The sequence below is a fragment of the Paenibacillus sp. PvP094 genome (genome assembly GCF_040546835.1).
GTDB lineage: Bacteria > Bacillota > Bacilli > Paenibacillales > Paenibacillaceae > Paenibacillus > Paenibacillus illinoisensis.
On the sequence record NZ_JBEPOM010000001.1, the window covers coordinates 2,618,459 to 2,631,519 of the forward strand.

The 13,061-nt window shown below is 50.8% G+C and carries 12 protein-coding genes; 11 read left to right on the forward strand and 1 reads right to left on the reverse strand.

Features of this window, described 5'->3' with window-relative positions; genetic code table 11:
• Positions 1-199 precede the first annotated feature (199 nt).
• From ABIC22_RS12055 to fni, 8 genes are all read left to right on the forward strand, one after another.
• Positions 200-1,750: a phytoene desaturase family protein gene (locus tag ABIC22_RS12055; protein WP_354481041.1), complete on the forward strand. Its 1,551-nt coding sequence runs from the start codon at positions 200-202 to the stop codon at positions 1,748-1,750.
• Positions 1,747-3,210, forward strand: coding sequence for a phytoene desaturase family protein (locus ABIC22_RS12060; RefSeq protein ID WP_354481043.1), 1,464 nt, complete (start codon positions 1,747-1,749; stop codon positions 3,208-3,210). Before ABIC22_RS12055 ends, ABIC22_RS12060 begins: the two co-directional genes overlap by 4 nt.
• On the forward strand, positions 3,207-4,079 hold the full coding sequence (locus ABIC22_RS12065) for a phytoene/squalene synthase family protein (RefSeq protein WP_193723549.1): 873 nt from the start codon (positions 3,207-3,209) through the stop codon (positions 4,077-4,079). Before ABIC22_RS12060 ends, ABIC22_RS12065 begins: the two co-directional genes overlap by 4 nt.
• 47 nt (positions 4,080-4,126) lie before the next feature.
• The gene (locus ABIC22_RS12070) at positions 4,127-4,846 is read left to right on the forward strand and encodes a carotenoid biosynthesis protein (RefSeq protein WP_354481046.1); all 720 of its coding nucleotides are present in this window, start codon (positions 4,127-4,129) and stop codon (positions 4,844-4,846) included.
• Positions 4,815-5,576, forward strand: a complete 762-nt coding sequence (locus ABIC22_RS12075; protein WP_354481048.1) for a lysophospholipid acyltransferase family protein — start codon at positions 4,815-4,817, stop codon at positions 5,574-5,576. The genes ABIC22_RS12070 and ABIC22_RS12075 overlap by 32 nt, the downstream gene beginning before the upstream one ends.
• 1 nt (position 5,577) lies before the next feature.
• Entirely contained in the window at positions 5,578-6,726 is a 1,149-nt protein-coding gene (locus ABIC22_RS12080) for a glycosyltransferase family 2 protein (protein WP_354481050.1), read from the forward strand.
• A complete protein-coding gene (locus ABIC22_RS12085; protein ID WP_354481052.1) occupies positions 6,723-8,201 on the forward strand; it encodes a phytoene desaturase family protein in 1,479 nt (492 codons plus the stop codon). Before ABIC22_RS12080 ends, ABIC22_RS12085 begins: the two co-directional genes overlap by 4 nt.
• 231 nt (positions 8,202-8,432) lie before the next feature.
• Entirely contained in the window at positions 8,433-9,500 is a 1,068-nt protein-coding gene (gene fni / locus ABIC22_RS12090) for a type 2 isopentenyl-diphosphate Delta-isomerase (protein ID WP_354481054.1), read from the forward strand.
• Positions 9,501-9,580: 80 nt separating this feature from the next.
• Here the strand turns inward: fni and ABIC22_RS12095 are convergent, their stop codons facing one another.
• On the reverse strand, positions 9,581-9,970 hold the full coding sequence (locus ABIC22_RS12095) for a hypothetical protein (RefSeq protein WP_354481056.1): 390 nt from the start codon (positions 9,968-9,970) through the stop codon (positions 9,581-9,583).
• Positions 9,971-10,173: 203 nt separating this feature from the next.
• Here ABIC22_RS12095 and ABIC22_RS12100 point away from each other — a divergent pair, with 203 nt between their 5' ends.
• The 3 genes from ABIC22_RS12100 to ABIC22_RS12110 all read left to right on the forward strand — a co-directional run bounded on the left by ABIC22_RS12100 (position 10,174) and on the right by ABIC22_RS12110 (position 12,690).
• On the forward strand, positions 10,174-10,644 hold the full coding sequence (locus ABIC22_RS12100; RefSeq protein ID WP_354481058.1) for a GNAT family N-acetyltransferase: 471 nt from the start codon (positions 10,174-10,176) through the stop codon (positions 10,642-10,644).
• 107 nt (positions 10,645-10,751) lie between these two features.
• The gene (gene ychF / locus ABIC22_RS12105) at positions 10,752-11,852 is read left to right on the forward strand and encodes a redox-regulated ATPase YchF (RefSeq protein ID WP_127537255.1); all 1,101 of its coding nucleotides are present in this window, start codon (positions 10,752-10,754) and stop codon (positions 11,850-11,852) included.
• A gap of 232 nt (positions 11,853-12,084) precedes the next feature.
• Entirely contained in the window at positions 12,085-12,690 is a 606-nt protein-coding gene (locus ABIC22_RS12110) for an SUKH-4 family immunity protein (RefSeq protein ID WP_354481060.1), read from the forward strand.
• Positions 12,691-13,061: the final 371 nt, after the last annotated feature.

Below are 13,061 nucleotides of genomic sequence, written 5' to 3' on the forward strand. Positions count from 1 at the left end.
GGGGCCTTTTTGTGATATTAACGCTAATTTTTTTGATTATTTGACCCATGAGTCATATTTATGTTTACAAGTTCGTATAATATTTGTATTATATTTGTATAACGTTTTGTCTATTATCCGCTTCGGTGATTCTTCAATGGTTTAATAATAGGTTAGGAATGGTAAGAGTAGGTTTCGGACCATAAGAAAGGTGAGTGGCATGATATCTAATCAGCAACGTAAACGTGCGGCTGTAATTGGTGCGGGTCCAGGCGGGCTTGCAGCGGCCATGTTATTGTCCGGTCAGGGATATGAAGTGGACGTTTATGAGAAACAACCGGTGATTGGTGGACGTTCTGCCAGGCTGGAGCTCGGAGAATACCGATTCGACCGGGGCGCGACGTTTTTGATGATGCCCGGGCTGCTTGAAGAGATGTTCGAGTTGGTAGGACGCAAACTGTCCGATTACGTGGATCTGAAGGAACTGACGCCCTTGTATGCCCTGAACTTCGGCGATAAGGTGTTCACGCCTTCCCGTAATCGTGAAGATACTGCTGCTCAGATCAAGGAATTGTTCCCTGGTAATGAAGACCATTACCTGAGGTTCATGCAGGACGAGGAAGTCAAGTTTGGTAAAGTCATGCCTTTGCTCCGCCGGCCTTTCGGCAAGCTGACAGACTATCTGCGCAAGGATGCGGTAACGGCTCTTCCGAAGCTGGACGTGAACAACACAGTCTATGGCATCCTGTCCCGTTACTTTACTGACGAGCGTTTGCGCTGGGCCTTTACGTTTCAGTCGAAATATTTGGGCATGTCTGCCTGGGATTGTCCGGGTACATTTACGATTCTGTCATTCATTGAGCACCATTATGGGCTGTTTCATCCGATTGGCGGTGTGAATCGCGTATTCCAGGGCATGGCTGACATTGTAAAGGAATATGGTGGACGTATACATACATCCTGTCCGGTGAAGCAGGTCGTCGTCCGTAACGGCCGAGCCGAGGGACTACTGCTTGAGAACGGTGAACGCATTGAAGCGGATCATGTGGTCGTTAATGCAGACTTTGCCCATGCGGTGAACCATCTGTTCGAACCGGGTGTGCTTAAGAAATATACGCCGGAGAAAATGAAACGCAAGAAGTACTCCTGTTCTACAGCGATGCTCTATCTGGGAGTAGACGGCGAGATTGATCTGCCGCATCACTCGATTTACTTTCCCGAAGATTACCGATTGAACGTGGACGAGATCACGAAGCAGAAAGTATTGTCCGCTGACCCGTCTCTATATATTCATAACCCTTCCAAGCTCGATTCGACACTCGCACCTGCAGGAAAATCTTCATTATATGTGCTTATGCCCTCTCCGAACCTTACCGGGGACATTGATTGGGATGTGGAACGGGAGAATGTACGCGAGGCGATGATGCAGCGGCTTGAAGCGATCCCGGAGCTCGCAGACATTCGGAGTCGTATCGAAGAGTCCATGATGTTTACCCCGCTTGACTGGGAAAATGAACTGGATGTGTACCGCGGTGCGACATTTAATATGGCTCACAATCTGGGTCAGATGATGTATCTGCGTCCGCATAACCAGTTCGAAGAGCTGAAAGGGGTATGGCTGGTCGGCGGTGGAACCCACCCGGGCAGCGGACTGCCTACGATATTTGAGTCTGCTCGAATCAGTGTCAGGCTGATCCAGGAAGAGGATGCCAAAACCCGTTCGAACCGGTCTTCTTATGTGAAGACTGCTGAAGCCGGAGGTCATTCATGAAGCGGGCAGCCATTGTAGGAGCAGGCATTGGCGGGCTGATCTCGGCACTGCTGCTGAATCGGCAGGGCTGGGACGTCACCGTTTACGAACGGGGTTCCCGGGTTGGCGGACGCATCGGCTATGAACAAAACGGGGAATATCGCATTGACCAGGGTCCAACCATCGTACTTCTGCCCGACATGCTGCATGGCATTCTGGAGGAGGCTGGCGTGGATCGCTCCAAAGTGGAGCTGCTCCGCTGTGATCCGTTATACAGGGTTCACTACAGCAGCGGACGTGTCATGACCAAGATGACAGATCGCGGTCAGCAGGCCGACGAGATCGAGCGGTTATTCCCGGGAGAGAGCCGAGGGTTCACAAGATTCATGAAGGACATGGATACCCTGTTCCCGGCAGGACGGTCTGCTTTCCTGGAAAGAGCTTTTCCGCGGAAAAGGGATTTTTTCACACCGTCTCTCATGTCCCTGATGGGCAGGCTCCGTGCACACAAAAGCGTACGTAAAGCTGTAGGAGATTATTTTCATCATGAGGAACTGGTTGATGCCTATTCACTTCAGAGTCTGTATATTGGCGGTTCGCCATTCGGTACTCCGGGAATCTATTCCCTTCTTCCTTATGCAGAGCATGAATATGGAATCTGGATGGTGAAGGGCGGATATGCTGCATTACCGAAAATTCTGGAATCCGAACTGATCGCGCGTGGCGGGCGTGTTGTGCTGAATACGGAAGTAACGGGACTGCGAATTGAACATGGCGTTTGCCGAGGGGTAGAAACGGCTGCTGGTTCGGAAGATGTGGACGCAGTCATCTATAATGGCGATTTCCCTCATCTGACAGGTCTACTGGGCGGCATACCGGAAGCAGTGCGCAAAAAGAAACCCTATCGTCCCTCATCCGGGTGTGTGTTGATTTATGTTGGGGTCGACAAAACTTGGGAAGATGCAACGACGCATCAATTTTTCCTGCCACCCAGTCTTGATGGAAGCTTGCGGGAAGTATTCAATCAGCGCCAAATTCCGGAACAGTCTTCATTTTATGTATTTAACCCGGTAGCTGTTGATGATTCCGCTGCGCCAGCCGGTCAAAGTGTATTGTATTTCCTTGTTCCGGTGCCAGACGCAGAAGGTGTGGACTGGTCCAGGGAGAGTGGGGCTCTGGTGGAACGGGTGCTGGAGGAAGCGGAAGAACGTGGTTTCCCGGGACTTCGTGCAGCGATCAGGTGGAAGAAAGTACGCACGCCAGCAGATGCCGAGCGAGATGGACTCTACGGCGGTGGAAGTTTCGGTATTGCGCCGATTCTGTTTCAATCGGGTGTGTATCGGCCGCAGCCGCAGCCGTTTCCGACGATCCGCGGATTGTACGCAGCAGGAGCATCGGTGCATCCAGGCGGTGGCGTTCCGATCGTAATGCAAAGTGCACGCATGGCCGTCAATCTACTCATGAAGGAGATGGGAACATGAATGAAATGATTTTGAACAGGTGCGAAGAGTTGATGCAGAAGGGATCTTCTTCTTTTTATCAGGCTTTCAGAGGTTTGCCCAGTCCGCGCCGTGAAGCGGTATATGTGATCTATGCGTTCTGCCGCATCATTGATGACAGTGTGGATGAACCGGAGAAGTCGATGTATACCATACATGAGATTCGGGATCATTTTGAATACCTGGAAGAGGCGGAAGGTCATTTTATCTGGCCTGCACTGAGATGGTTATTCTCGAACTTCCCCCACCTGGACAAAGGACCTTTCTTCCGGCAGATGGATGGACAGATGACCGATCTCGAGGTAACTCACTATGCAACGATGAAGGATCTGGAACATTACTGCTATCTTGTAGCAGGAACAGTAGGGGAGATGCTGCTACCAGTGCTGCGTGATGACAATGGTGCAGAAGTGGCTGTAAACGGCATTGCTCTTGGCAAGGGCATGCAGATCGTCAACATTATTCGTGACGTGGGGGAAGATCGGGCAAGAGCGCGCCGTTATGTTCCGCTCGAAATCATGGAAAAGCATGGGTACTCCGAACAGGATTGGGCAGATGGTATTGTGGACGAACGGTTTGTAGCCATCATTCAGGAATTGAAAGCCTCAGCACTCGAATGGTTCCGTCTTGGCATGGATCGGCTGGAGACCTATCCTACAGAAAGTGCATTTGCCATTGAACTGGCGGCAGCCTTCTACTCCACCATACTACATGCGGTAGAACGTAACGACTATGACGTATATAACAAACGGGCATTTGTGACCGATGAGCTGAAATTGGAGATGCTTGGAGCCATTGTGAAACGTTATCCGGTACTCGCCTATCAGGCTTCCCGTACGGCGGTCTCCTGATGATTCAGGGTCTCTATTGGGCATGGTACATCATTGGAGCCACGCTAATGCTAACCATCGGAGTACCTGAACAATTATCGTTTTCCAACGGAATGTTTCTTGTGTTCTATGCACTTTATGTCGTGGAACTGATCTATCAGGGACGAAGAAGGAATGGAATGTCCGACCAGTCAGTCATATGGAAACAGCCAGGACTCTGGGTGTCTTCAGCCATTCTGTGGCTGGGTGGCATGGGGATCGAATGGATCGGTGTCCATACGAAATGGCCTTTTGGTGAATACGGTTATTCGGACTTCTTCGGCATTCATCTATTCAGTGTACCGGTCACCCTGGGATTTGCCTGGATTGCAGTCGTCGGAAATTCCGCTCTATTGAGCGGCGGGGGTTCGACCTTGAAGGGGAAGCTGATTCGGGCGATCAAGACCGGTTTCTGGGCCATTTTGCTTGATCTGGTGCTTGATCCGGTTGCGCACGCCAGAGGTTTCTGGCATTGGGAGGCCCCCGGTGGCTTCTATGGCGTCCCTTGGACCAATTACATCAGTTGGTTCATTATGGGTGCGTTCCTGTCGCTCTTTCTTCCAGCCATGCCTGCTGACCGCAGTTCGCTGCTGCGGGCCAAGTGGCTGTACCAGCTGTTCATCCTGTTATTCGGTCTGCTCGCATGGAAAGAAGGTATCACAGGCAGTTTCATCATTGCGCTTGTGGGCATGCTGCTAGCAGAAGGGAGCTGGTTCTATGATTCCCGCCGAAAAGTCAAAATCATTTAACCGAATGTTTTATTTATACAACCAGTATTACTTGCTGCGTCGTCGCTTTCGTTCGTTCACACTATCGGGGACACTGGATCCGCAGTTTGACGGCTATTCCGTCTCTCCGATTGACCCGAACCGGCCAGTTCTCTATTTCATGAATCATAGCTCCTGGTGGGACGGACTGCTGCTCTATCATGCATCCAGCCGTACTTCAACGGGGGACCATTACGTCATGATGGAAGAGAGGCAGCTGCAGCAGTATGCCTTCTTTCGCAAGCTCGGCGCATACTCCATCAACAAGGAGAGCGCTTCTGCAATCCGAAAGACCATGCAGTACACAACAGGGCTGCTTCAATCCGGCAAAAGGGTGTGGATCTTTCCGCAGGGTGAAATCCTGCATCAGGATGCAAGACCCATTCGGTTTCGCCCAGGCATCGGGTTACTACTTCGCCGCTCTCCGCAGACGCTAGCCGTTCCTGTGACCCTGTGTCATGGTATGGTTCAGCATGATATGCCGGAGGTTTCGATGCTCGCCGGTGCGCCTCTAATGGAAGACTGGCATGTATGGAAGAGCGAAGAGATTGCAGCCAGACTTGGCCTGGTGTTGGAACAGCAGTTAGACGAGCATAAGTCGGAGCTGGTTAGCATCGGACAAGGGAGTCTGCCGGGGGCCGTTTCCCTGATTCGTAACGGAAGATCCACAAGTGAAAAATACGATGCAGCACGAAAGCGGGGGGTCCGTTAACATGAGTGCATCCGAGATATTATGGATCATATTAACAACTGCACTCGGTGTGCAGTTGATTTTTGCTCTCTGGAATGCGACTTGTCTTCCCGGAATTCGCTCGTTCCCTGCAGAACGGCTGCTGCACCAGGATAAGCTCGTATCTGTCCTGATTCCGGCTCGGAATGAAAGACTACATATAGAAGGATGTCTGGAGAGTGTGCTTGCAAGCAACACAACCGGCTACCGGATGGAAGTGCTGGTACTGAATGATCGTTCCGAGGATGAAACGGCAGCCTTGATTCAGAAGATTGCGAATCGGGATGCGCGTGTACGTCTCCTTGATGGGGCGGAGCCACCACCTGGTTGGATGGGCAAGTCATATGCGTGCCACCAACTGGTTCAGGAGGCCAAAGGCGAGTGGTTTATGTTCGTTGACGCGGATGTAAGGCTTGAGCCAGAGGCTATTCGGCAGACCCTAGCTGCCGGCTGTGAGCTGGGAAAAGGTCTGGTGACAGGGTTTCCCTATCAGGTGGCCAAGACCTGGATGGAGAAGCTGGTCGTACCGATGATGGTATTCACGATCATCAGCCATCTTCCCATCTTCATGATACGCAGATCATCAAGTCCGCTATTTGTTGCAGCAACCGGAGCCTTCCTGCTGATTCATCGTTCGAGCTACGAAGCTTCCGGTGGCCATGCAGCCATTCAGGGAGATCTGGTGGACGACATGAGTCTGGCGAAGGCGGTCAAGCGTGCAGGTCATCCGGTTATGCTGGCGGATGTGCATGAATTGGTCAGCACGCGGATGTATCAGAATGGAACCGAAGTATGGAACGGATATAAGAAGAACATGTACGAAGGAACGGGACGCAGGGATGTACTCCTGCTGGGTACCCTAGTCATGTACACCCTAATGTACATTGTCCCTCCTCTTGGATTGCTGTTCGGTTTACTATCAGGAAGCTCTGCAGCCATCATGTATGGACTTATTGGTACACTGCTGGGCATGAGTGTAAAAAGGGTGGCGGATCAGACGGGCGGGCAACCCTGGTGGCTTGCATGTCTGCAATCTGTCAGCATGGCCTGCGTGATTGGTATTGGAATAGCATCCTGGCGAGCCGGTCGCTCAGGGAAAGGATACGTTTGGAAAGGCAGGCGGTATAGTTGAGCAGAAAAGTGGTCATTATTGGCGCGGGCTTCGGTGGCTTGTCCTGTGCCATTCGCCTTGCATCACAAGGCATACAGGTAACCATGCTGGAGCGTCAGACACATGTGGGTGGCAAGCTGCAGCAAGTGGAACGGAACGGATATCATTTTGACCGCGGTCCAAGTACGATTACGATGCCTTCCACCTTCCGCTCTGTCTTTGAGCATGCGGGTACCAAAATGGAGGATTACGTCCAGCTGTATGAGCTGGAGCCCCGAACACGCAATGTGTTTGCAGACGGTACCGTGGTGGATCTGTCCGGCAAGCGTGAATGGATGGAGGAACAAATTGCAGTGTACAGTCCGGAAGATGCCCTGCGCTACGATGCATTCATGGATGAATCTGCAGCACTTTATGCGGAAGCCGATCGTCATTTTCTTGGCAAACTGCTGCTAACCGCCAAAGACAAGTACAACCTCCAGATGCTTCGCAGTTTGCTGCGCGTTCGCCCGGCTGTGAAGCTTAATCAGCTCCTGCGGTCGTATTTTAGTCATCCCAACACCTTGGCGATGTTTGGCCGTTACGCGACCTACGTCGGCTCATCGCCTTATCAGGCTCCATCCATCTTCGCAATGATGGGCCATGTAGAGGCAGATGAAGGGGTATACGGTGTAAAAGGCGGAACCTATGAGCTGATCAAAGCCATGGCGAAGCTTGCTCAGGAAAAAGGAGTCCGGATAATGACTGGCATCGAGGTCCGGCAGATTGTCGTTCGTCATGGCAAGGTCATCGGTGTGGATACGGATCAAGGCTTCAATGAAGCCGATCAGGTGGTGGCCAACGGGGATGTGCTCAGTGTAAACCGTCATCTGCTTGCGCCGGAACATCGGAAGCAGATGAGTGATCGCAGGATTCGCAAATATGAGCCGTCCATTTCCGGTTATGTGACACTGGCTGGCGTGCGGAAGCAGTATGACTCCCTGCTGCACCATACTGTCTTTTTCCCGGATAGGTATGAACCGGAGTTCGAACATATTTTCCGTGAACGCAGGATGCCGCTGGATCCGACCATCTACATCTGTTATTCCGGTTATTCGGAGGCAGGCATGGCTCCGGAAGGAGCGAGTAATCTGTTTATATTGGTAAACGCCCCATATCTGTCGGATGCATGGAACTGGGAAGAGCAAACGGAACGCTACGGCGAGTTGGTACTGGATAAGCTTGCACAGCGGGGAATTACAGGATTAAGGCAATCAGATGTAATAATACGGTACACGCCACAGGATATTGAACGCGATACATTGGCGCATCAAGGTTCCATCTACGGGATTTCCTCCAATTCAGTGAGGCAGACCTTCTCTCGCCCCGGCAACAAAAGCAGGGATGTACAGGGGTTATGGTACGTGGGTGGAACGACGCATCCGGGAGGCGGGACGCCGATTGTAACGCTATCCGGACAGCTGGTGGGCGAGCAGCTTGCATCCATGCTCTTGTGATTCATCAGAGATGAGCGGGTGCGCCCTTTCATTAGCATGTCCGGAACGGTATACTGGGTAGAGTTGACGCGTGGAAGATATCACCGGCGACTCAGTAGGAATTCTATACATGCAGAATTGTGCGTTACATATAAGCAAAAAAGTAAGCAAAAAATGGAGTGTTTCAATTGAACGGAACCGGCAGGGGGTCCCTGTCCATCCGCACAATTTCTCACATAAGGAGGTCTCATCATGAATGAACAAGAGCGAGCCGGCAAGCGGCTGCTTCCCGAGGTGGCTACGGGGGAACGGAAGCTGGAGCATGTGCGCCTCTGTCTGGAAGAGAATGTGGCAGGAGAAGGGATCACGAGCGGAATGGAGCGGTACGTATTTCGTCATAATCCCCTGCCTGAACTGAATTTTGATGAGGTCAGTCTGGATACCGTTTTTATGGGAAAAGAGGTTCGTACACCGCTGCTCATCAGCTCGATGACGGGTGGAAGCCAAACGACTGGCGCCATTAACGAGCGGCTTGCCCGCGTGGCCAATGCCAGAGGCTGGGCGCTTGGCGTAGGTTCCATACGGGCAGCAGTGGAACAACCTGAACTGGCACCGACCTTCGATGTACGGCGCTGGGCCCCTGACATCCCGGTAATCGCCAACCTGGGTGCAGTGCAGTTGAATTACGGCTTCAACACTGCCGACTTCCAGCGTGCGGTTGAGATCGCTGGTGCGGATGTGCTGGTATTGCACCTGAACGGTTTGCAGGAGATCTTCCAGCCGGAAGGCAATACGGACTTCAGCGGGTTGTTGAACCGGATTGAAGATCTGTGCCGTACGCTGGATGTACCTGTTGGAGTGAAGGAAGTAGGCTGGGGCATTGATGGAATAACGGCACAGCGGCTGTATGATGCAGGTGCAGCATTTATCGACGTGGCCGGAGCGGGAGGCACCAGCTGGGTACAGGTGGAGAAATACCGGAACAACAACCCGGTTCGGAGGGCAGCAGCCGAGGCTTTTGCCGATTGGGGCATTCCGACTGCCGAGTGCATCCGGGAAGTCAGAGCACTGAATCCAGAAGGAGTACTGATTGGCAGCGGGGGGCTTCATCATGGGGTGGATGCTGCCAAGGCGCTCGCACTGGGTGCAGACCTGGCCGGATTCGGCCGCTCCCTGCTCGAATCCGCAGTAGCTTCAGATGAAGCGCTGGATGGGCGGCTGGAGCAGGTGGAGTTCGAACTTCGTACCGTCATGTTCGGTATCGGAGCCGGGCGAATCGAAGATTTGCAGCAGACAGAGCGATTGGTCGAGCGGCGTTAATACGGAAGAGGGGCAACCTTGTCATGTTCATGCTGATGACATGGGGGAAGCCCCTTTTTTATTATGAAAAGTAAGAAGGATTACCAACACTCTTCTTTTACCGTGATATTGTCGTTGGTTACGGTGACATAGGTATTGCCGGATAGATACTCCGTATAGCCACAGACGATTTTGGTATGAATTTCCCCTCGGCTATCCGTAAATTGCAGGTGGACAGAGGATTCCCCGGAAGGTCTAAGCCTAGGGGCAAACTTTACTTTTTTACCGCTGGGGATATCCTTCTTCAGCTTGTACACGGAGCCATCTCTTTCGCTGTTAACCGGGCCTTCACCTTGGACCAGACTTGCATTGACATTTGCAAGATCGAAGTCTGATTGATTGTGAATGGTGATCCTGAGCGATCGGAATTGGTCTATGGTGGGATACGCCATACCTATGATGATTCCAATGAAGATAACCACACCAGCCAAGAGAAAGATGATTTTCCTGGAGGCCGTTTGCGACGTCTGTTCATCTTATATCTGCTCCTCTCGTTATGGTTATTAAACAATGGAAGTCTGATAAAAGTTATGCAGATTTTTTTCCACTTCATGTATGATGAACAATAAATCGTTTCATTTAGATCAAGACTTAGAAAAATCGAATACGGAATTTGAACCCGGGAGGGAATACTATGGAGCTTATATCCATGAATGATCAGGAGTTTGCGAATTTCCGAAAGCGTTCTATTGCGGATTTTGCAGTTGAGAAAGTAGAAGCAGGGGCATGGGCGGAGGAAGAAGCGCAGGAGCTCGCTGAGGCATCTTATGATCGCTATTTGCCTGAAGGACTGAATACGCCTGGAGCCTACATCTATAACCTGGTGCATCCGGTAGACGGCAATGTGGGGTACATCTGGTTTAACATTACGGACAATCGCCGGGGTAAGGAAGCCTTCTTGCTCGATATTGTTGTCGAAGAAGCATATCGGGGCAAGGGGTATGGTACCGAAACGATGGAAGCACTTGAACAAGCGGCACGCCGTCTTCAGGTGGATCGAATTGGTTTGCATGTGTTTGGACATAATGTGCGGGCGAGCAGCTTGTATCGCAAGATGGGGTACGAGATTACTGATCTGACGATGTACAAGGAACTTAAACGGTAATCATGCAGAAACGAAACCCGAAGTTCCTTGATGCCTCCGGGTTTGTCATATATAATGTATAGGATTATCCATACCGAACAAGTAATGAATGAGGAGTTGTCATATACATGGCTTTGAAAGCTGGAATCGTGGGCCTGCCTAACGTTGGTAAATCCACTCTGTTTAACGCAATTACACAAGCAGGTGCCGAGTCGGCAAACTATCCGTTCTGTACGATTGACCCGAACGTGGGGATCGTTGAAGTACCGGACGAGCGTTTGGACAAATTGACAGAACTCGTTGTACCGAAGAAGACAGTACCTACAGCGTTTGAATTCGTAGATATCGCAGGGCTTGTGCGCGGCGCAAGCAAAGGCGAAGGTCTGGGTAACAAGTTCCTTGCCCATATTCGTGAAGTGGATGCGATTGTCCATGTGGTACGCTGCTTTGTTGATGAGAATATCACTCACGTAGATGGCAAAATTGACCCGGTAAGCGACATCCAGACGATTAATCTGGAGCTGATCCTGGCTGATATCGAGAGTGTTGAGAAAAAAATCGAACGCTCCAAGAAAAACATGAAGGGCGGCAACAAGCAGGCTGCTCAAGAAGTGGAAGTACTGGAGAAAGTGAAGGCAGTTCTGTACGAAGATAAGCCGGCACGCAGCATGGAATTGACAGACGAAGAGCGTCTGATCGTACGTGATCTGCACCTGCTTACCCTGAAGCCGGTTCTGTATGCAGCTAACGTAGCCGAGGATGAAATCGGTGATGTGGCGAACAATGCCTATGTGCAAAAAGTAAGAGAATTCGCGGCTGCTGAAAATGCAGAAGTGGTGCCGATCAGTGCAAAAGTCGAAGAAGAAATCTCCGAGCTGGAAGGCGAAGATAAGCAAATGTTCCTGGAAGAGCTCGGTATCGAGGATTCCGGTCTGAACTTGTTGATCAAAGCCGCATACAAGCTGCTGGGTCTGTACACATACTTCACGGCAGGTGTACAGGAAGTTCGTGCGTGGACGATCCGCAAAGGTACAAAAGCACCGGGCGCAGCGGGTGTAATTCATACGGACTTCGAGCGCGGATTCATTCGTGCAGAAGTCGTTTCCTACGAAGACCTGGTTGCAGCTGGTTCCATGAACGGTGCCAAAGAACGCGGACAGCTTCGTTTGGAAGGTAAAGAATATGTTGTCAATGACGGAGATGTTATGCACTTCCGTTTCAACGTATAAGCGTATAACCAATCAATCTAAGCAGTACATGATAGACACGAACAGCCCTGCTGTCTTCCCTGAAGATGGCAGGTTTTTTTATTTGGGATGAAGGGTTTAACGCGCAGATCAGAGGGAATAGGCGAGAATAGGAGGGAAGGATCCGTGCTGGCAACCCGCTTGTTCTGCTTATACTGGATTGTTTGCGCAGTGTGGATATAATAGAGGAAAAGGGCATGGAGGAGGCTGGACAATGGAGGATGCAGTATCTCGTATTCAATATGATGAAGCCTATGTAAAGGCGATACATTTACCGAAAGAGAGTAGCGATCTGCTTCTTGTTGAGGGATTACCCCAGTTTCGGGATAAGGGTAATGACCTGCTGGGTGTCCATTTTCGGTCCATGCCGGAACGAGGCTTGATTCAGGTACAACATGAAGGTGGCTTCATCAAACTTCTGCCGATCGGATATGTTTGGGAGGAAACGGCAGCCTTGCTCGGTGTGGAGACAGGAACGGGCGCAGTTTACTCGGTAGACGCATCATCAGGGGAACACGGGCTGATCAACACCAGTCTGGTTCGGTTTCTTGAATTTCTCCAACGTTACGCTCAATTCATTGAGAATTTCTCGGAAGTGCATGAGCCCAGTGTTATGACACTGGAAGAAGCCAAAGCCAAACTGGCAGCTTTTCAAAGGGGAGAGCTCACACCTGGAAAGGAAAAGATTCATGGTTCCGGCCGGAAAGAGGCCATAAGCGAACTCCGGGCATTCTTTGCCGAACAGGATCCGGGTAGTTTATCGAATGAAAAATGCTGGTGGAGCCTGGTGCTTGAGCAGCTTGAAGATGGCTTGTTGTAGTTGATATTCCATTGTAACATAATGTAATAAAGGCCATTGTCACTTGTGCCATAATCCAAAGCGAACCTGTAGGCAGATGGAAAAGCATCTGTTCAGGTTGAGAAGAATATGCTATAATTAAGAGTCGTGTACCTAGGTTGATTTAGCTCGCTTTTTATAAGACTTAAGCGGGACTCCGCATAAGGTACATGAGCTCTTTTATATAACTTAAAAGTAAAGGATTTGATGACGTTGTAGCGATGTTGCGTCGGTCATTAATGAATGTTACGGTCAGGGTTCGGTTTGGCTCAGAACCTATGCGTTATGAAAATAGATGAATAACTAATGAACATGGAGCCTGCCCGGAGAAAACGTGCAGCGCATCACCAAAA

Coding starts and splice junctions, on each gene's coding strand:
- ABIC22_RS12070 (WP_354481046.1), top strand. CDS start 4,127: ATGCTAACCATCGGAGTACCTGAACAATTATCGTTTTCCAACGGAATG.
- ychF (WP_127537255.1), top strand. CDS start 10,752: ATGGCTTTGAAAGCTGGAATCGTGGGCCTGCCTAACGTTGGTAAATCC.
- ABIC22_RS12080 (WP_354481050.1), top strand. CDS start 5,578: ATGAGTGCATCCGAGATATTATGGATCATATTAACAACTGCACTCGGT.
- ABIC22_RS12065 (WP_193723549.1), top strand. CDS start 3,207: ATGAATGAAATGATTTTGAACAGGTGCGAAGAGTTGATGCAGAAGGGA.
- ABIC22_RS12055 (WP_354481041.1), top strand. CDS start 200: ATGATATCTAATCAGCAACGTAAACGTGCGGCTGTAATTGGTGCGGGT.
- fni (WP_354481054.1), top strand. CDS start 8,433: ATGAATGAACAAGAGCGAGCCGGCAAGCGGCTGCTTCCCGAGGTGGCT.
- ABIC22_RS12100 (WP_354481058.1), top strand. CDS start 10,174: ATGGAGCTTATATCCATGAATGATCAGGAGTTTGCGAATTTCCGAAAG.
- ABIC22_RS12060 (WP_354481043.1), top strand. CDS start 1,747: ATGAAGCGGGCAGCCATTGTAGGAGCAGGCATTGGCGGGCTGATCTCG.
- ABIC22_RS12075 (WP_354481048.1), top strand. CDS start 4,815: ATGATTCCCGCCGAAAAGTCAAAATCATTTAACCGAATGTTTTATTTA.
- ABIC22_RS12110 (WP_354481060.1), top strand. CDS start 12,085: ATGGAGGATGCAGTATCTCGTATTCAATATGATGAAGCCTATGTAAAG.